The sequence below is a fragment of the Actinoallomurus sp. CA-142502 genome (assembly GCF_050936355.1).
Lineage (GTDB): Bacteria > Actinomycetota > Actinomycetes > Streptosporangiales > Streptosporangiaceae > Actinoallomurus > Actinoallomurus iriomotensis.
The window spans coordinates 62,164-77,368 of record NZ_JBNJMY010000002.1; the positions used below are offsets into that span (position 1 = coordinate 62,164).

Annotated in this window: 33 protein-coding genes; 1 reads left to right on the top strand and 32 read right to left on the bottom strand. The window is 71.1% G+C overall.

The window, feature by feature from the left end:
- Nucleotides 1-12 precede the first annotated feature (12 nt).
- Entirely contained in the window at nt 13-636 is a 624-nt protein-coding gene (locus ACQEV1_RS52785) for a hypothetical protein (RefSeq protein ID WP_433389725.1), read from the bottom strand.
- Nucleotides 636-1,841, bottom strand: coding sequence for an RtcB family protein (locus ACQEV1_RS52790; RefSeq protein WP_433389728.1), 1,206 nt, complete (start codon nt 1,839-1,841; stop codon nt 636-638). The genes ACQEV1_RS52785 and ACQEV1_RS52790 overlap by 1 nt, the downstream gene beginning before the upstream one ends.
- A 484-nt stretch (nt 1,842-2,325) precedes the next feature.
- Between ACQEV1_RS52790 and ACQEV1_RS52795 the strand changes: the two genes are divergently transcribed.
- Complete coding sequence (locus tag ACQEV1_RS52795) at nt 2,326-2,823, top strand: hypothetical protein (RefSeq protein ID WP_433389731.1); 498 nt, start codon at nt 2,326-2,328, stop codon at nt 2,821-2,823.
- Between the two features lie 58 nt (nt 2,824-2,881).
- Here the strand turns inward: ACQEV1_RS52795 and ACQEV1_RS52800 are convergent, their stop codons facing one another.
- From ACQEV1_RS52800 to ACQEV1_RS52945, 30 genes are all read right to left on the bottom strand, one after another.
- Entirely contained in the window at nt 2,882-3,007 is a 126-nt protein-coding gene (locus tag ACQEV1_RS52800) for a hypothetical protein (RefSeq protein ID WP_433389734.1), read from the bottom strand.
- 94 nt (nt 3,008-3,101) lie between these two features.
- Nucleotides 3,102-3,434, bottom strand: coding sequence for a hypothetical protein (locus tag ACQEV1_RS52805; RefSeq protein WP_433389737.1), 333 nt, complete (start codon nt 3,432-3,434; stop codon nt 3,102-3,104).
- Complete coding sequence (locus tag ACQEV1_RS52810) at nt 3,431-4,333, bottom strand: hypothetical protein (protein WP_433389739.1); 903 nt, start codon at nt 4,331-4,333, stop codon at nt 3,431-3,433. The genes ACQEV1_RS52805 and ACQEV1_RS52810 overlap by 4 nt, the downstream gene beginning before the upstream one ends.
- Nucleotides 4,330-4,611: a hypothetical protein gene (locus tag ACQEV1_RS52815; protein WP_433389742.1), complete on the bottom strand. Its 282-nt coding sequence runs from the start codon at nt 4,609-4,611 to the stop codon at nt 4,330-4,332. Before ACQEV1_RS52815 ends, ACQEV1_RS52810 begins: the two co-directional genes overlap by 4 nt.
- Nucleotides 4,608-4,883: a helix-turn-helix domain-containing protein gene (locus ACQEV1_RS52820; protein WP_433389745.1), complete on the bottom strand. Its 276-nt coding sequence runs from the start codon at nt 4,881-4,883 to the stop codon at nt 4,608-4,610. Before ACQEV1_RS52820 ends, ACQEV1_RS52815 begins: the two co-directional genes overlap by 4 nt.
- Complete coding sequence (locus ACQEV1_RS52825; RefSeq protein ID WP_433389748.1) at nt 4,880-5,878, bottom strand: hypothetical protein; 999 nt, start codon at nt 5,876-5,878, stop codon at nt 4,880-4,882. The genes ACQEV1_RS52820 and ACQEV1_RS52825 overlap by 4 nt, the downstream gene beginning before the upstream one ends.
- Complete coding sequence (locus tag ACQEV1_RS52830) at nt 5,871-6,080, bottom strand: hypothetical protein (RefSeq protein WP_433389750.1); 210 nt, start codon at nt 6,078-6,080, stop codon at nt 5,871-5,873. Before ACQEV1_RS52830 ends, ACQEV1_RS52825 begins: the two co-directional genes overlap by 8 nt.
- The gene (locus tag ACQEV1_RS52835; RefSeq protein WP_433389752.1) at nt 6,073-6,225 is read right to left on the bottom strand and encodes a hypothetical protein; all 153 of its coding nucleotides are present in this window, start codon (nt 6,223-6,225) and stop codon (nt 6,073-6,075) included. Before ACQEV1_RS52835 ends, ACQEV1_RS52830 begins: the two co-directional genes overlap by 8 nt.
- Nucleotides 6,222-6,812, bottom strand: a complete 591-nt coding sequence (locus ACQEV1_RS52840) for a hypothetical protein (RefSeq protein ID WP_433389754.1) — start codon at nt 6,810-6,812, stop codon at nt 6,222-6,224. Before ACQEV1_RS52840 ends, ACQEV1_RS52835 begins: the two co-directional genes overlap by 4 nt.
- Complete coding sequence (locus ACQEV1_RS52845; protein ID WP_433389757.1) at nt 6,805-7,137, bottom strand: hypothetical protein; 333 nt, start codon at nt 7,135-7,137, stop codon at nt 6,805-6,807. The genes ACQEV1_RS52840 and ACQEV1_RS52845 overlap by 8 nt, the downstream gene beginning before the upstream one ends.
- The gene (locus ACQEV1_RS52850) at nt 7,127-7,762 is read right to left on the bottom strand and encodes a DUF5662 family protein (protein ID WP_433389759.1); all 636 of its coding nucleotides are present in this window, start codon (nt 7,760-7,762) and stop codon (nt 7,127-7,129) included. The genes ACQEV1_RS52845 and ACQEV1_RS52850 overlap by 11 nt, the downstream gene beginning before the upstream one ends.
- Entirely contained in the window at nt 7,759-8,490 is a 732-nt protein-coding gene (locus ACQEV1_RS52855; protein WP_433389762.1) for a hypothetical protein, read from the bottom strand. The genes ACQEV1_RS52850 and ACQEV1_RS52855 overlap by 4 nt, the downstream gene beginning before the upstream one ends.
- A complete protein-coding gene (locus ACQEV1_RS52860) occupies nt 8,483-8,872 on the bottom strand; it encodes a hypothetical protein (RefSeq protein WP_433389764.1) in 390 nt (129 codons plus the stop codon). Before ACQEV1_RS52860 ends, ACQEV1_RS52855 begins: the two co-directional genes overlap by 8 nt.
- Nucleotides 8,872-9,195, bottom strand: a complete 324-nt coding sequence (locus ACQEV1_RS52865; RefSeq protein ID WP_433389766.1) for a hypothetical protein — start codon at nt 9,193-9,195, stop codon at nt 8,872-8,874. Before ACQEV1_RS52865 ends, ACQEV1_RS52860 begins: the two co-directional genes overlap by 1 nt.
- The gene (locus tag ACQEV1_RS52870; protein ID WP_433389769.1) at nt 9,192-9,494 is read right to left on the bottom strand and encodes a hypothetical protein; all 303 of its coding nucleotides are present in this window, start codon (nt 9,492-9,494) and stop codon (nt 9,192-9,194) included. The genes ACQEV1_RS52865 and ACQEV1_RS52870 overlap by 4 nt, the downstream gene beginning before the upstream one ends.
- A complete protein-coding gene (locus tag ACQEV1_RS52875; RefSeq protein ID WP_433389771.1) occupies nt 9,491-9,817 on the bottom strand; it encodes a hypothetical protein in 327 nt (108 codons plus the stop codon). Before ACQEV1_RS52875 ends, ACQEV1_RS52870 begins: the two co-directional genes overlap by 4 nt.
- Before the next feature lie 11 nt (nt 9,818-9,828).
- Nucleotides 9,829-10,002 (bottom strand): hypothetical protein, encoded by a 174-nt coding sequence (locus tag ACQEV1_RS52880; RefSeq protein WP_433389774.1) that lies wholly within the window; start codon nt 10,000-10,002, stop codon nt 9,829-9,831.
- Nucleotides 9,999-10,205 (bottom strand): hypothetical protein, encoded by a 207-nt coding sequence (locus ACQEV1_RS52885; RefSeq protein WP_433389777.1) that lies wholly within the window; start codon nt 10,203-10,205, stop codon nt 9,999-10,001. The genes ACQEV1_RS52880 and ACQEV1_RS52885 overlap by 4 nt, the downstream gene beginning before the upstream one ends.
- On the bottom strand, nt 10,205-10,447 hold the full coding sequence (locus tag ACQEV1_RS52890) for a hypothetical protein (RefSeq protein ID WP_433389779.1): 243 nt from the start codon (nt 10,445-10,447) through the stop codon (nt 10,205-10,207). Before ACQEV1_RS52890 ends, ACQEV1_RS52885 begins: the two co-directional genes overlap by 1 nt.
- Nucleotides 10,448-10,575: 128 nt before the next feature.
- Nucleotides 10,576-10,998, bottom strand: coding sequence for a hypothetical protein (locus ACQEV1_RS52895; RefSeq protein WP_433389782.1), 423 nt, complete (start codon nt 10,996-10,998; stop codon nt 10,576-10,578).
- Nucleotides 10,995-11,465: a hypothetical protein gene (locus ACQEV1_RS52900; protein WP_433389785.1), complete on the bottom strand. Its 471-nt coding sequence runs from the start codon at nt 11,463-11,465 to the stop codon at nt 10,995-10,997. Before ACQEV1_RS52900 ends, ACQEV1_RS52895 begins: the two co-directional genes overlap by 4 nt.
- 3 nt (nt 11,466-11,468) lie before the next feature.
- Nucleotides 11,469-11,723, bottom strand: a complete 255-nt coding sequence (locus ACQEV1_RS52905) for a hypothetical protein (RefSeq protein ID WP_433389787.1) — start codon at nt 11,721-11,723, stop codon at nt 11,469-11,471.
- A complete protein-coding gene (locus tag ACQEV1_RS52910) occupies nt 11,720-12,130 on the bottom strand; it encodes a hypothetical protein (protein WP_433389790.1) in 411 nt (136 codons plus the stop codon). Before ACQEV1_RS52910 ends, ACQEV1_RS52905 begins: the two co-directional genes overlap by 4 nt.
- On the bottom strand, nt 12,127-12,456 hold the full coding sequence (locus ACQEV1_RS52915) for a DUF7694 domain-containing protein (RefSeq protein WP_433389792.1): 330 nt from the start codon (nt 12,454-12,456) through the stop codon (nt 12,127-12,129). The genes ACQEV1_RS52910 and ACQEV1_RS52915 overlap by 4 nt, the downstream gene beginning before the upstream one ends.
- A complete protein-coding gene (locus ACQEV1_RS52920) occupies nt 12,453-12,647 on the bottom strand; it encodes a hypothetical protein (RefSeq protein ID WP_433389795.1) in 195 nt (64 codons plus the stop codon). Before ACQEV1_RS52920 ends, ACQEV1_RS52915 begins: the two co-directional genes overlap by 4 nt.
- Nucleotides 12,644-13,474 carry a hypothetical protein gene (locus ACQEV1_RS52925; protein WP_433389798.1) on the bottom strand — a complete coding sequence of 277 codons (831 nt, stop codon included), beginning with the start codon at nt 13,472-13,474 and terminating at the stop codon, nt 12,644-12,646. Before ACQEV1_RS52925 ends, ACQEV1_RS52920 begins: the two co-directional genes overlap by 4 nt.
- Nucleotides 13,474-13,932 carry a DUF6248 family natural product biosynthesis protein gene (locus tag ACQEV1_RS52930; protein ID WP_433389800.1) on the bottom strand — a complete coding sequence of 153 codons (459 nt, stop codon included), beginning with the start codon at nt 13,930-13,932 and terminating at the stop codon, nt 13,474-13,476. The genes ACQEV1_RS52925 and ACQEV1_RS52930 overlap by 1 nt, the downstream gene beginning before the upstream one ends.
- The gene (locus ACQEV1_RS52935; RefSeq protein WP_433389803.1) at nt 13,929-14,735 is read right to left on the bottom strand and encodes a hypothetical protein; all 807 of its coding nucleotides are present in this window, start codon (nt 14,733-14,735) and stop codon (nt 13,929-13,931) included. The genes ACQEV1_RS52930 and ACQEV1_RS52935 overlap by 4 nt, the downstream gene beginning before the upstream one ends.
- Nucleotides 14,732-14,989, bottom strand: a complete 258-nt coding sequence (locus ACQEV1_RS52940) for a hypothetical protein (RefSeq protein ID WP_433389806.1) — start codon at nt 14,987-14,989, stop codon at nt 14,732-14,734. Before ACQEV1_RS52940 ends, ACQEV1_RS52935 begins: the two co-directional genes overlap by 4 nt.
- Complete coding sequence (locus ACQEV1_RS52945) at nt 14,989-15,204, bottom strand: hypothetical protein (RefSeq protein ID WP_433389809.1); 216 nt, start codon at nt 15,202-15,204, stop codon at nt 14,989-14,991. Before ACQEV1_RS52945 ends, ACQEV1_RS52940 begins: the two co-directional genes overlap by 1 nt.
- Nucleotide 15,205: the final 1 nt, after the last annotated feature.

Consider the following 15,205-nt stretch of genomic DNA (forward strand, 5'->3'; position numbering starts at 1 on the left):
GCCCTCGCGCGTTCACCGCGGCTGTCCTGCGTCGTGCGGGTCGCAGCCGTTCGGGCAGGTCCAGCGGCCGTACAGCGTGGACTCGTTGCCCGCCCAGTCGGTGGGGTCCACGGAATCGCGTTCGGCGGGCGTGCCGCAGACACCGCAGTACGGGCCGCCCGCCGTTCCGTGGACGATGCCGTCGACCAGGCCACTGTTCTTGAACGGCCGGGGGATCACGCCGCCGGACGCGTATCGGATCTCGGGCCGGGCGGGCACAGCGGGCATGGCCTCCCGGAAGCGGGCGAGGGCCTCGGGCGTCGCTGAGTTCAGTAGGGCGCCATGGCGCAGCGGTGCGAGAGCCTTCACCCTGGCGGCGATCCGCTCGGCCTCGCGGCGGAGCGCGGCGGGAAGCGTCCGCTCTTCGGGCTCGGGCGACAGGCGCACCGTGCGCGCGTGCGTACGCGCACGCTTCATGAGCGGGCTGTCCGGGCAGTAGTACGTGCCGTCCCCGCCGTCTGGATCGCAGGCGCCGCAGGACGCGTAGTGCAGGACGTCCTCATCGGCCCAGCCGGTCACCTTCCGGTACGCGGCGAGGACCGCGGCGTCGTCAGTGGGCTGGGGCGCGTGAACGCTGCCCTCGATGGCGTGCTCCATCAGTCGCCCTTGACGTTGATGATCTGCCGGAGCGTGTGCCGCACCTCGACCAGGTCCGCGGCGTCGGCCATGACCTGGTCGATCGGCTTGTACGCGGCCGGGATCTCGTCGATGAACGCCGCGGTGTCGCGGTACTCGATGTCACCCATCGCCTCGCGGAGATCCTCGTGGGTAAAGGTCTTGCGGGCGGCGGAGCGGGAGTAGTTCCGGCCGGCGCCGTGCGGTGAGGAGTTCAGCGCCAGCCGGTTGCCCTTGCCGACGACGACGTAGGAGGCGGTGCCCATCGAGCCGGGGATGAGGCCGGCCTTGCCCGCGGTCGCTTCGATCGCGCCCTTGCGGGACAGCCACACGTCCTTGCCGAAGTGGTGTTCCTGCTGGGTGAAGTTGTGGTGGCAGTTGATCCGCTCGGCCTCCTCGACGGCGGCGCCGAACCATGCGGAGGTGCAGGCGATGACGCGGTCCATCATCTCCTCGCGGTTGAGGAGCGCGAAGTGCTGCGCCCAGCGCAGGTCACGGATGTAGGCCCAGAACTCCGGCTCGCCCTCGACGAGGTAGGCCAGGTCCCGGTCGGGCAGGCTGATCCACCGGCGTTCGCACTGGGCCTGGGCGACCTTGATGTGGTGCTGGGCGATCTTGTTGCCGACGCCGCGGGACCCGGAGTGCAGGAACAGCCAGACGCGGTCGAGTTCGTCGAGGCTGACCTCGATGAAGTGGTTGCCCGAGCCGAGGGTGCCGAGCTGCAGCCGCCAGTTCCCGGCGTACTGGTCGGGTGTGACGTCCCAGCGCGGGTGTTCGAGGTCGGCGATGCGCGGCCGCGCGGTGGCGGTGAGGTCGGTGTTGTACTTCCCGGCCGAGAGCGGGACGGCGTTCTCGATCGCCTGGCGGAGCGCCGCCTTGTCCCGGCCGGTGACGTCGCGCGCGGTGAACTGGGTGCGGACGGCGATCATGCCGCAGCCGATGTCGACGCCGACGGCGGCGGGGATGATCGCGCCGAGGGTCGGGATGACGGATCCGACGGTCGCGCCCTTGCCGAGGTGCGCGTCGGGCATGAGCGCCAGGTGCGGGTGGATGAACGGCATGCTGGCGGTCGTTTCGGCCTGGGCGAGGGTGTTCGGTTCGATGATCGAGGCCCAGGACATGAGGCGCTTGCTGATCTGCTGCACCGTCGTGATGCTAGGTCCGAGCCCGTCGGGACGCCTTCGCATTTTTTGTCCTGTCGCTCACGGCCGGGTCGCCTCCTCGAGTTGCGTGCCGCCGTCGTCGGCCTCGACGAGGTCCTGGTACTCGTGCTCGTGCATGAGCCGGCCGCACGCCCGGCACTCCGTCATCCCGTCCGCCCGGGGCGGCGGCGGGCGCGCTGTCGCAGTGTGGTCGTCATGGCGTGATGAGGATCGATTCCGGACCGGTCAGGTGTGCACCGAACGCGAGGCTCTGCCGGGGACGGAGGTCCGCAGCCACGTCGCCCCTCCTGAGCAGAGGACGACACGGAGATCAGCGGACAGGATTTCGGACAACCCGAAGCGATGACCCATATCTCGCACACCACAACGACTATTTACTTAGATCTATACCAGAGGTACATTCCGTCCGCACGGTCAAATGGTTTAGGACGGGAGCGCAACCATGTCATGCGGAGGATCCTCAACCAAGGCATGGGGCGACTCGCCGTCAGTGCCTGCAGAAAAGGCCGTGCCGGTCATCGCGGGTTTGTGGGCGACCTACATTAAGCAAATCCCGGAGCTCGTTACTTCTGGGAATCAGACGATGAAGGCCGGCCGGAAAACCACCTGCCGCATGAGCTTTGAAGAAGAAAACGAGTTCGACGGGACTTCAACATCCGGTTATCACGGCGAAATCGACTGCCTGAACCAGGCCGAAGAAGCAGAACTGGACCTTTCAACAGGCGAGTTCGTCAGTCTGAGCAATCCCGTATGTCTCGTATGCGCGACGGTCCTGTACGCGGTTGGCATCACGACAGTTCCGGCGATCGCCACGGGCTCCAAGGAGTACGCAAACTACAAGCTACCCGGCTGGCTGTGGGACGAAGATCAAGAGTACTTGGAAGACCTCCTTGGCGAACTAGCCTTCAACGCGTGGACGAATCACGTCTCACCCGCGACCCGCCAGAAATCCGAAGTCCGTCAACAACTCGTTACGGCAATGACGCAGGTGCTACGGAAATCATGATCTAAGAAGCGGCGTCCTGCCGAACTCGCGTACGGCGACGCTGAGTGGATGGTTGGGATCACAGTTCGGGCACGCCCGCTGTCCCGCGCAGTTGCCAGGATCGTGGGTCGACCAGCTCACCGCCGAGCGCCGCTCGCTGGCGGTAGCGGAACTCGGCGGCGGTCTCGTCCCATGGCGGCGTCAACCGCAGGCCGGGCTCGGGCGGGCTGAGCGCTGCCTCCAGGCTGGCCCGGGTGATCTCGACACACGAGCCCTCGTCGCGTGGAACCTCAGCTTCTTCACCATAACGGTATCGGCAGGTCGCGTGCCGGGCCGGCAGCTCGTGCAGCGCTTCTGAGAGGGGGATGTCGCGCGGGCCAGGCCGCGCAAGTACTCGCTGACGTGGAGACGGCGCGGATCCACGTCACGCCGCGCTCAGGCTCGGGCATGTCGAGCAGGTGCTCGGGGCTGCGCCGGTCGAGCTGGTGGCGTACGCGCTCCGCGCGGCCGTAGAGCATCCGGGCGATCGCGCACTGCGCTTTGACGCTCAACAGGGCGGCGGACTCGACCTCGGCCGGGTCGCTGAGGGTGTCGGCGAACGTGCGCAGCTGCGCGGCGATGCGGCGTCTCACGGTCTACTCGCCTCCTGGATGTCGGTGCCGCCGTCGTCCGCGTCAACGAGCTCCTGGTATTCGTGCTCGTGCATGAGTCGGCCGCAGGCCCGGCATTCGATCATCCCGTCCGCGCGCGTCCATAGTGCGCGCTGCCGACACCGGTCGTTCGGGCAGCGGGCCGGGCGCCGTTGTATCACGGGGTCGGTCTTGGTCATCTCCTGCAGGGTGCGCTCCCACCACAGGACCGCGCGGCCGAACTGGACGCTGCCGGGGTGGTTGAGGATGTCCCGCAGCTCGTCGATGAGGAAGGCGAGCGTGAGCCGGCGGGCGCGGGAGTCTCGGGCGCGCTGCGGCCGGCGCCGGTAGCCGCGGTACTCGCGCCAATCGTCCTCGCATTTGACGAGCTGGCTGTACAGGTCGTCGAGGGTGTCCCCGATCGGCGACGGTGAGCCGGGGTTCGCGCGGTTGCCGGTCGTGCCGTACTTCTGGCTCGCGGTGGAGCCGCGGTGCCCGTCGGCCCAGGAGCCGAGTAGGGACGCGAGGTCGTCGAGGGCGGTCAGCGCGCCGCGGATCAGGCCTGCGTCGCGTGAGCACCAGACCGGGTCTCCCTTCCGGTACGCGAGGTCGTCCTCGGTGGGTTCCGCCGGCGGGGCGGGCGGGGGCGGGAAGGTGGGGCTGATCGGCTCCCGTACGACCAGCACCCCGGCGTCGGCGTGATGTTTCCACCAGCCGTACGCCTCCTCGTACGCGGCCATGGCCACCTTGAAGGCCGCCTCCAGGACGGGACGGGCCTCCTCGTAGTCCGCGAGGGCCTGGCCGTGGACGACCTGCGCGGCCAGGTAGGCGTCGACGGTCTTGCGGTACCGGCGATTGCACGGCCCCGGACATGCGTCGGCGGCGTACGGAGTGTCGGTCACGCGTAGTCCTCGGGGCTCGGCGGCGGGGTCTTGGTCAGGAAGTTGAACGGCTCGCGCGCGACGCCGGTCGTCCGGTCGATCTGGTAGACGCGGATGAGTGGCCCCCCGACCTCCGCTTCGGCGGGCGCGATGAGCTCGACACGGGTCGTCGCGTTCGGGTCGATGCCATGGGTCGCGAGCCAGGTGCAGAAGGCGCTGAGGAAGGAACCGCTGGGCGGCCAGCTCTGATCCGAGACGTCGTAGACGGCGCTGGGCGTGTCGGTGGTTTGGTCGGTCATCGTGGGTGTCCTTCGTGGGGGTCGATGTGGTGGTCGCGCATGCCGATGGCGACGGCGTGCGCGCGGGTGCGGGCGCCGAGTTTGTGCTGCATCGCGGTGACGTACCGGCGGTACGTGCGGGTCGAGATGTCGAGGGCGTGGGCGATCTCGGGGTCGTGTGCGCCGTCGGCGAGCTGGCGGAGGATGTCGAGCTCGACGGGGCGTAGCGGGTCGCCGCGTCGGGCGCGCTGGTCCACGCCGAGGTGGTAGCCGGTGGTGGCCCGGGCCGTCACTGGCCGTCTCGCGGGTGGTCGGCCTCGGCCTGTTCGGCACGGTGCAGGAGCTCGGCTCCGCTCTCCTCGAGCGCTTGGACGCGATTTCGGAGGCCGGCCGCGTCAGCGCGTGCCGCTTCGAGCGCCTGGTGCTGGGCGGTGAACACCGGGGTGATGAAGTCGTGGACGGCGGCCGCGGTCGCGTCGGCGATCTGGTCGGCGTCGGTGCCGGACAGCGTGATCGGTCCGGTCGCGGCCTGCTCGATGGCGCGGGGGCCGAGGCGGAGCCGTACGGTGTCGCGGACGCGGGCGGCGATGTGGTCGCGGAGGTCGGCCCGGCTGACCGGTAGCGGGCCCGCACCGGCCGGTGGGAGGTCCTCGGTCAGGGCGGCCCGCCAGACGGCGACCGTCTCCTCGCGCAGCCAACCGGTACGGACGCATGCCTCGCCGGGGTGGCCATGCTGGGTGATGTGGCTGAGGATTTCCGTGGCCAGGGCTCGGTACCGGTCGGCGCGCTCCCGGTGGTTGGCGAGCGCGCGACAGGCTGCCTCATACGCGTGCTGCGTCGGGTAGTACGGGCGGATCTCCAGGATGGGATCCTCCTCGACCGCGAGGAGGGCCGCGTCGGCGAGCGCACCGAAGCTGCGGATCTGGGTGTGCTCGCAGACGATCGCGGTGCGGTTGTGCTCCTCCATCATCAGCTCGGCCATCCGCTTGCGTAGGTCCCCGACCAGCTGCTGGACGTCGGCGCCGGTGACTTCGTGGTCGATCTGTCCGCACGCGTTGGCCGGCAGCGGGTCGCCGTCGACGTGGTCCCGCTCCCAGGAGGCGTTGCCGGCGACCTCGACCAGCGCGCCGACCGGCCAGGTGCCCGGGCGCGGGTCATCGCCCTCCGGCACGGCGATCCGGGTGAGGTCGTAGTCGAGGAGCACGGCACCGCACCAGGCGCAGCGCTGCCGGAGCTGGGCGCCGACCGTGATGTCGGGGCCGGCGATGTGGACGATGCCCTCAGCCACGGCTGGCCTCGGGCTTCTCGACGAGGCGGAAGATCGCGCCGTCGTCGGTGTGCTCGACCGTGATGCCGGCGCGGTACGACGCGATTGCCGCTTCGCCGAGTTCGAGGTGGGTGAGCGTGAGGCTGCCGCCGCTGCGTTGAAGGGCGGCGGCGAGCAGCGGTCGCAGGTTGGCGTCGACGGGGATGGCCTTCGGATCAGACACGGTTCCTCCTGCGGCGCTTGGACTGGCGGTGCTTCTTCTTGGGGGTGCCTTCTCGGCGGCCGATGTGGTCGCGGAGGTGGCGGTTGAACTCGTGCTGCGCGACCACGACACCGTTGGCGACGTGGTTGTAGCCGCGGCCGCTCACGCGCCACCGTCCAGGACGGCAAGGGTGTCCCGAGCCTGCTCGATGGCCTGCACGCGACAAGACGCGGCAATGGTCAGCTCGCACAGACGCCGCACCCGCTCGACGGCTGCCTCGGCGGCGTACGCGCGCCGCTGAAGGTCGTTCCGCTCCAGCTCGGCGTTGAGGAGGAGCTGCGGGTGCACCATGACCGGTTCGCCGAGGAGCGCGGACAGCGGGGCCCGGTCGTCACCGCGGCGCATGACGCGCTCGGAGTCCGGCTGGCCATTCGGTATCCGCCAGCATTCGAACCACCACCCGGCGGCGAGAACGTCGGCGTAGCGCAGGATCGACGGGTGTCGGTGCAGCGCGGTGATGCTCCGGCTTGTGACGACCGGGCAGCTGTCGTGGACTTCGGGGTTGAGCTGGTCGGCGTCGCCGCGGTGCAACCACCACAGTTCGGACCAGTCCTCGTTCTTGCCTTGGCGGCCCCGCGGGGTTGGGTGGCGGTCGATGCTCCACAGCACGCCGGCGGTGTCGGTGGCCTGGTAGCGGTCTTGGGCTTCTCCCTTCCAGCTGAGGCGGGGTACGCCGCTGTGTTGTTCAGCCACGGTCGGCCTCCGTCACGTCGAGGTAGGTGGGGCAGGGCCAGATGAGGCCGCAGCCGATGCAGCCGGAGCCGTGCCGGTCGGTGCGGGGGCCGCGGTGGCGGTGTCGTACGCGTTCGAGGCGGGCTTCGGCCTGTGCGCGTGCGGTCTCGTGGGTGCACTCGATCGGGTCGCCGTCGCAGGTGCACGGGCGGACGACGCGGAGCACGGTGTCGGCCAGCATCAGCGAGACGGGGTGGCGCTGCTCGGGTGTGCCGGTGCGGTTGGCGGGGTGGTGGGTGATCGCGTCGGCCACGGCCTGACGGAGCTGGGGAAGCCTACGAACCACGGCGTGCCTCCCCGGCGGTCTCTCGCGGCCACGTATACGGCTCGTGCTGGCCGTCGCAGTGGTCGCCGTCGTGGCCTTCCGGGGTGTCGAGCGGCACGGTGCAGGTCATGACCGTGCCGTCGGGCGCCTCGTGGACCGAGCCGCAGGGCTGGTGATCGAGCCACCGATACTCGCGGGCGGTGTTCCAGAGGATCTCGTTGAGCTGGTCGTCGATCCCGAAGCGCTTCCGCTGGATCGTGAGGGACTTGGTGAGGCTGCCGTCCGCGTGCCGCTCGCTCGCGGCGCGCCAGTCGGCGAGCATCTCGATCAGGTCGACCAGCGTCATGCCGGAGATGCCGCGCGCGTGGTGCTCGGGGTGGTGGCGGTTGTTGGCGTAGTGGTGTTCCAGGCCGGCCTGCATCGCGGCGAGGTGCCCGTGGTACTCCTCGCAGCCGTACGTCGAGTCACGGAGCTTCGGGGTGAACTCGTTGAACACCTCGAGCTCGGGCGGCTCGGTCTTGCTGCGGTCGTGGCGGACTGAGCGGTTGACCAGCTCGGCGATCAGGGGCGCCATGAGCTCGCCGACGCGCTGGGCGTGCTTGAGCGTGTCCGCGGTGCTGTCGTACGGGGCAGGCTCAGTGGTCACGGCCGGCTCCCTCCTTCGGGGCTCTCCAGGGAACTCGTGTGACCGCACCCACAACCGGGCGGGCACTTGCAGATCGGACGTCCGGCGTCGGGGGCGTGGAGGGCGCCCATGGCGGCGAGCAGGTCGACGAGGACCGCCCGGGCGGAGGTGCCGCCAGCGGTGTGGGCCTTGAGCCGATGGGCATGGATGGCGACGCCGGTCAGGTGCGCGCGGAGGTCGTCCCGCTCGGCCAGGATGCGCCCGTACTCGTCGTGCCAGCGCTGGGCTGCCTGCTCGGCCATCTCGCACTTCCGCTCAGCCGCGTTCGCGCGTTGCCGCTCCAGCTCCCAACGGGCCTCAGCCTGGGTGAGGCGGGCGGTGAGGTGCGCGACGCGCTCATCGCGGACGGCCAGCACGGCGCGACCGGCGGCGCGGAGGGACTCTTCCGGCCCGTCATCGGTTGGCGGGTCGTCGAAGAACCGCTTGAGTGCCTCAGCCATCCGCTCGCACAGGTCGCCCTGGTCGGCGGCGAGCGCGGCGAGGATCGCGTCGACGTCGCGGCCGGCGGCTTCGCGAGTGATGCGCGAGCGTGTGGCCTGGGGCAGCTTCCAGGCGTCGAGCAGCGCGGCGATCAGCGTCTCGCGGGCGCTCGGCGTGGTGGTGGTCCCAGGCGCGGTCGGCTCGGGCTCGGCGAACACGATGGGCTGGCCGTTGTTGATGCTGGCCATGCCACGCGGGTCCTCAGCCACGGTCGGCCTCCTGCTCGCGGGTCGGCCACCACGCGTCGTGCAGGTCTTGGCGGCACAGAGCGCACAGGTCTCCGTGCGAGCTGCGCTCACCGCATTCACGGCAGACACCGGGCGTGCCGGGCGGCTCCGGTTCGCGGCCAGTGGCTACCGCCAGGCAGGTGAGGCAGAAGCCTGGCGGCAGCTCGGCCGTACGGCCCTCGTTGATCAGGTCGGTGATGTCGCCGAGGGTGCCTTCGGGGACGACCGCCAGGCCGCCGCAGGCGGCTGGGCACAGCCCGCCCGGCTTCGGCCTCGCACCGAGCAGGGACGGCAGCAGGTGCCGCGTAGCCGGGTCGGCGTCGGCATACGGGCTGTAGGGGTTCGGGGTGAGTCGCTCGGCCATCAGAGTGGGCCTCCGCCGTTCCACGGAGCGTCGGCCTCGCGATCGGCGGGCACCAGCGGGCCGAGCTCGTATCGCTGGACGGGCGCCGGTGCGTAGCGGCGGGCGACGGCGCGGGCGATCTCCTCGGTGGTCGGGGTGATCGCGTACACCGCCCCGGGCGCGTAGAACTGCGTCGCGGGCGGCTCGCTCGGCACGTCGATGCGGAGGAAGCTCGCGCCGGCGATCTGGGCCTCGGTGACGCGGCCGGCGAGGCGGCGATGGCCGAGGAGCTCGAGGATCGCCCACTCGGCGAATACGGACTCGTCGGCGGCCTGGTCGGTCAAGGTCGGTCTCCTTCGTGGTCGGACATGGCGGTACGGCGCGTGGCCGGGCGGTCGAGCTTGCGAACCTCGGTGACGAACGCCTCCAGCGCGGCGAGGAACGCGGCCTGCTCGCGCAGGGCGGTCATGCCGCCGCGCTGGTAGGCGGTCGGTTCGAGGACGGGCGCGAGGGCCTGCATCTGCTCGCAGACGCTCCGCATCCCGGGGATGTCGATCTCGTCGGCGACCATGGTCAACGCGGTGGTCGCGCCGACGAGCAGGTCGAGGTTGCGCACGTAGTCGGCCGGGTTGAGATCAGTCATCGTCGCCGCCCTTGGTCGGCCAGACGTTGACCAGCTCGGTGCCGGCGGGGTGCGTGGATCTCGGCCATGACCGAGCGGCGCTCGTCCGGGGCCGGTGCGATGGTGACCGGCCAGGCCAGGAGCGACGTGTCCTCGTCGACCTGGCCGACGGCGATGGCCCAGCAGCCGTCGAACAGCGCGTGCACGCGCATCGTGTCGCCGTCGGGCGCGCGCAGTTCGCCGCGCCAGACGACGGGGCCGGTCTCGTAGGTGTACAGCTCCTCGACGATGTCGCCGCGGAGTTCGATGGCGTCGTCGCTGGCGCCGTAGATCCGGATCGTCATGTTTCTCCTGGTCAGATGTAGGAGTTGAATCCGCCCACGACGACGGCGGTAGTGGGCTCGGCGGGCGTGGGAGTGGGGATGGGGGTGGGCAGGACGCGGGCCAGGATCGGGGTCAGGTCGAGGCCGGGCAGATCGTCCAGGCGAACTTCGGTGAGGTCGTGGAGCGCGCTGATGTAGCCGTTCATCGGGTGTGTCCTTCCGTGTTGGCGATCGGGGCGGGTTGTGGCGTCGCGGTTCCGGCGGGCCGGTGGGCGCAGCCGCAGCCGTTGGGTGTGCGGCCGTGGTCGCGGCAGATCGCCCGGTCGTGGCCGAGCGTCGGCGTGCCGTGTTCGGCGGCGATGCGTTGGTCGGTGTCGGCGGCGTTCGCGCAGGGCTGGCAGATGGCCATCAGCGGAACCTCCGCAGGATCTCTTCGGCCTGCCGCCGCTCGTCCTCGGTGAGCAGGTGGGCAGCCCAGAGAGCTTGACCGGCCTTGCGGCGGCCGAGGACGGGGGTGAGCGCGGCGAGTTTGCCGGGCCGCGGGCCGTCTGCCGGTGCGGGAGAAACGGCGGCGTGCGGAAGCTGTTCCGGCGGTTTCGGGGCCGCCTCGGGTTCCACCTCGGGGCGCGGAGGAGCCGCAGGCCGACTCATGACGGGCGAGGTGGGCCGGTCGCACTCGTTGGGCGACGTGGCGCGGCCGGCAGTCGGTAGCTCGACGCGCGCCGGGGTCTCCTCCCACGCCGGGATGCCGAGCCACCGCGCCAGGCGTCCGTGAAACCTCACGGTGTGATCACGACCTGGCGAAGCGCGGTGTCCTGGCGGAGCTGCTCGCGCAGCTCGGCCAGGCGCCGGACGGCGAGGTCGTCACGGCGGGACAGGGCGCGGCGGGCGGCCGGCTGGAGGGTGTACCAGCAGCCGGGGCACAGGTACTGGCTGGCCTTCTTGGGGAAGGTGCAGCCCGGTGTCGGGCAGGTGGTCGGGTCCACGGTGGTGGGGTTCTCGCTTTCGGGCAGGGTCCGGTCGTGCCGGAGCTGGTCGAGCATGTGGGCCTCGACGGCGGCCTGGTAGATGGCGCGGCCGGTGTCGTCGTCGAGGTCGGCGTGGCGGAAGTACCAGTCGGCGGCGAGGCGCCAGCAGTCGGGCGCCATGGTGTGGAAGGCGCCGTGCAGCAGGCACATGCTGGGCGCGTGGTCGCGGCTCATGAGGTCGCTGCCTTCGCTCGCAGGAGGAGCCAGCCGCCGCACAGGGTGGCGGGGGTGCCGTCGGCCTTGTACGGGACGCTGTCGAGGACCGGCGGGTCGTACGCGCCGGGGTGCGCGGCGATCTCGACACCAGCCGGGTGCCGCAGGGTCACCGCGCGGCGGACGCCGGCGTGGCAGTAGAACGGGGTGCCGGAGGTGACGAGGTCTTCGAGGAGGTCCTCGTCACCGGCGTATCCGGCCTCGCCCTGGCGCTCCGGGGACTTCGGCCGGTATGCGCAGTCCCCGCACATCGCGAGTGGGTCGGGCGGGAGCGGCAGGCCGGGCCGAAGCGGCTGCTGGTCCAGGTCATATACCGGCTCCCAGCAGGTGCAGCGGTCCGGCCCGTACACCGCGGCGCCCATGCAGCAGGTGCCGCGGCCGGCGTCGGGCAGGTCGACAGCGTGCTGGGGGCGGCAGATGTCAGTCATCACCTACTCACCGCCTCGGTCGGCGGCGTCGCGAAGCGTCTGCTCGGCGTGCTGGAAATGCTCCCGTTCCCGCTCGGGAGGGAAGGACCACGGTTCGGTGCCGTCGCCTTGGAGGCTCCAGGCGGTCGCGGTCCCGTTGCCGTCGACGTGGATGGCGAGGGCGAGCCCGCGGGGGTGGAAGACGACGCGGTTGATCAGCCAGAGCAAACCGGAGTCGGTCAGCTCGGCGAACGGCCGGGGCTCGGTCCGGTCGGTCATCGGGTCGGCCTCCAGTGCAGCTCGAGGCGTACGGGTGCCCAGTCGACATGCGCGCCGGCGACGATGCGTTGCAGGCGCGGGATGATCTCCAGGCAGGCCCGGCAGGACTCGGCTTCGAGGTCGTAGTCGAGCCAGTGGGTCTCGCGCCGGCAGCCGGGGCAAATCGCGGTGAACCGCACGGCGAGGGCCAGGAGCAGGCGCTGGAGGCCGTCCTCGTACGAGGTGGTGTCCGCGGTGAAGGTGACCGTGAGGTGCTCAGGCGTGGCGGGGAGGACCAGGCGGTCGGCCGTCTCGTCGGTTGGGAAACGGAGCGTCTCGCCGGCGGCCGGGCCGAGGTAGACGGGCGGATGGTCGGGGACGGGGCTGCCGTCGCTCGATCCTGGGTGCCACCAGATGCTGCCGGTCATTCGCCCACCTGCCACAGGTGGAAGACGGTGGGGTGCACGTTGACGTACTCGGCGCGGGGCGGGAGGAACATCGCCATGGTCACCTGGTCGGGCACGAACCGGTAGCGGGCATCGGTGACCTCGTCCCAGGTCGGGTACCGGCCGGGCGGGTTGCCCGGGAGGTTGAGGCGGTGGCTGATGGACAGGTGCCACAGCAGGTCGACGGCGGGGTCGCGGCCGACGACGACGGACAGGTGCCCGTCGCTGGCCTCGCGCTGCCAGCAGGTCATGCCGGGCATCGGCATGGGCAGCGGGGCGCGGGTCCACTTCGCACGGCGGCCGGTCATCGGCCGGCCACCGTGGTGAGGGCATCGCCGCCCTTGTAGATCAGGATCACGCCGATGCCCGCGAGGACGATCGGGAGGCAGCCGAGGTCGCTGTCCTCGTCGACCAGGTAGTGCATGAGGACCGCGGCGCCGACGAGGACGAGGCCGACGGTGAGCACGATGAGCGACGGCCAGAGCTGGGCGAGTGTCACGGGATCTCCGGTTCGGGGTTCAGGGATGGCCGGTCGCCCCGGGCGGGCCTTCCGGCGTTGCGCTGATCGGGCCCGGCCTGGGTGGCCAGCTGCGCGCGCACGGCACCCGCGATCTCGGGGTGCAGCGGCCATAGGCTCTGGGCGCCTCGGTGCGGCACCGGTTCGGGCAGCGCCTGGAGGTCCGCGAGCTGCCAGTGGCACGCGCCCGGGAACGCCCATCGCCCGCAGCCGCAGTCCGTGCGGGCGTCACGGGTGGTGCAGATGCCGGTCAGGTCGGCGACGGCGACGACCTGGCCGAGGTGGAACAGCGGGTTGCGCCGGTTCAGGTCGGTCAGCGCGTGGCCGGCGGCCAGCCACGCGGCCCGAACGAGTGGGCTGTCCTCGCCGTCGAGGGCCCAGGCCTTCCCGGCGTGGATCGCGAGTTCGCCGCGGTGGCGGGTGGTCCAGCCGCGGTTCTCGATCGGCTTGCCGTTCATGATCGCCCACGCCCACGGCTGTTTCACGGTGAGCGCCTTCATCGGCATTTCCCTTCCGGGGGTCGTGGCCGACGGGGTCGGCGCGAACGTGGCGGCGATGTCCCGCAGAGCACCGAGCTCGTAGGCGAGGAGGCCGGTGCACGGCGGGCACCAGGCCAGGCCGTTCGGCGGGACGGCCGGCATCGGGTCCAGGACCGTCGCGTACGAGGCGCGGGTGTCGGTCATCGGCTGGCGACACAGCGCCTGCTCGCGAGCGTGCGGCCCGTCCTCGGCGAGGACGTGCAGGTACCGGACCCGCGTGCGGCGGAGGTCGCCCGGGCGGCGGAACGTTCGGTGCACGGCGATCGGCATCAGGTGCTCACCGTCACGTCGAACAGCACGTCATCGCCACGCGCAGGAACAGGCACGCGCCGCGGTGCAGGGGCGGACCGCTCCGCCACATCCCTGGCAGGCACAAGCCGGGACGGCGGCTCCGGAGCAGGCCCGGTCTTGGCACACGGGCACGGGCAGATGTACCGGCACGACGGCCCGTCAGCGGGCCACAGCGCCGGGCCGGAGACCATGCAGCGGCCATCGGTGAGGTACGCGAGCGGGTGCACCAGGGGCCGACCGTGCTGCCGGGACAGGCACCGATCATGCCGAGGCCGGCCCTTGTCGCTGGTGCCGTCGCACGCGCCGCAGATACCGCGCTGGCAGGCGCAAAGATGGAAGTAGCCCGGGGTGTAGGCGTCGTGGACGTCGCGGTAGGCGGGCGTCCAGACGTTCTCGCGGACCCACGCGGCCTCGGTGGGCGTCATCAAGTCGCTCACGCGGCATCACTCCGGCCGGCCACCGCGCGCAACTCCCGCGGCACGATCTCCTGGATCCACGCCGGCCACGCCTGCCGTACGCCGTCAGCCGCCCGGCCGACGTCCTCCGCGCCGCCGTTCAGCAGGCCGAGCACGGCCGCCAGGAGTCCATCCGCGACCCGGCTGACGACCCCGGCCAGCAGCATGGCCTGCTGCTCGGCGAGCTGAACCTGCTGCTCGGCGATGCCCATGTCGTGCGCCGTCTTGGCGTACCGGACGCACCGGTCGCGTTCCTGAGCCTCCAGCTGCGCGAGCCCGCGGATCGCCTCACCCGTCGCGAAGATCCCGATGTCCTTCACGCCCGAGAACTGCTGCCCGATCAGACCCACGCCGGGCCCGACCGGCGGGGCGCCCTGCGACCGCTCCTCGAACACCTCGTCGTACGCCTCGGCGACGGCCGCGCGGACGGCCGGCTCCCGTGCGGCCTCCGCCTGAGCCTCGTTGACCTGCCGCTCCAACAGCGCCGCGTACAGGTGCACCCGCAGCCACGACATCTGGAGCATGCCGAGCACGGCCTCGGTGTTCGACACGACCGGCTTCCCGCTCAGCGCGGACCAGGCGGTGATGGCCTCCCCTTGGGTCTTGGCGACCTTGCCGGAAACGCCGGCATGCATGCGGCAGGTCGGCGTGCCCGCAATACGGGAGCCGTGGCAGGACCCGCCGCCCTTCCCGTGCTTGGTGCACTCGTACCGCTGGTGTTCCTCACACCAGCGGCCCGGGTCACGGCGCATGGGGCCGTCCGGGCGCATGGGGCCGTCCGTCATGAGGGCCTTCCGGTGTGCGTCAGCCGCCAGTTGCGGACGGCGTTGTGGAGGTCGTAGGCGGTTTCGCCGCTGGCGAGGATTTGTGCGGTGATGACGAAGGTCCAGGGCCAGGGGCAGCCGGTGTCGCGGGCGTTGATGAGGGCGCCTTCGAGGTCTCGGCGGTTGATGTCGGGGCGGAGGCGTTCGGCGCAGTCGAGCAGGGCGCTCGGGTCGCATCGGAACTCGGGCTTGTCCGCGGTCTGTGTGGTGGCCATCAGAACGGGGGCTCCTCGGCGTACGGGCCGGTGTGGGCGGACCAGTCGATGGGCTGGGGACGCGCGTCGGGGTAGCTGGCGAGTTCGGCGATGAGGCTTGGCCAGTCGGTCCAGCAGCGGTTGCAGGCGTCGGCGAAGTCGGGGTCTTCGGGGGTGGGGCCGGCGACGCAGATGGTGACGGGGGTGTGGCGGAGTTCGAGTGCGGTGCCGGGCATG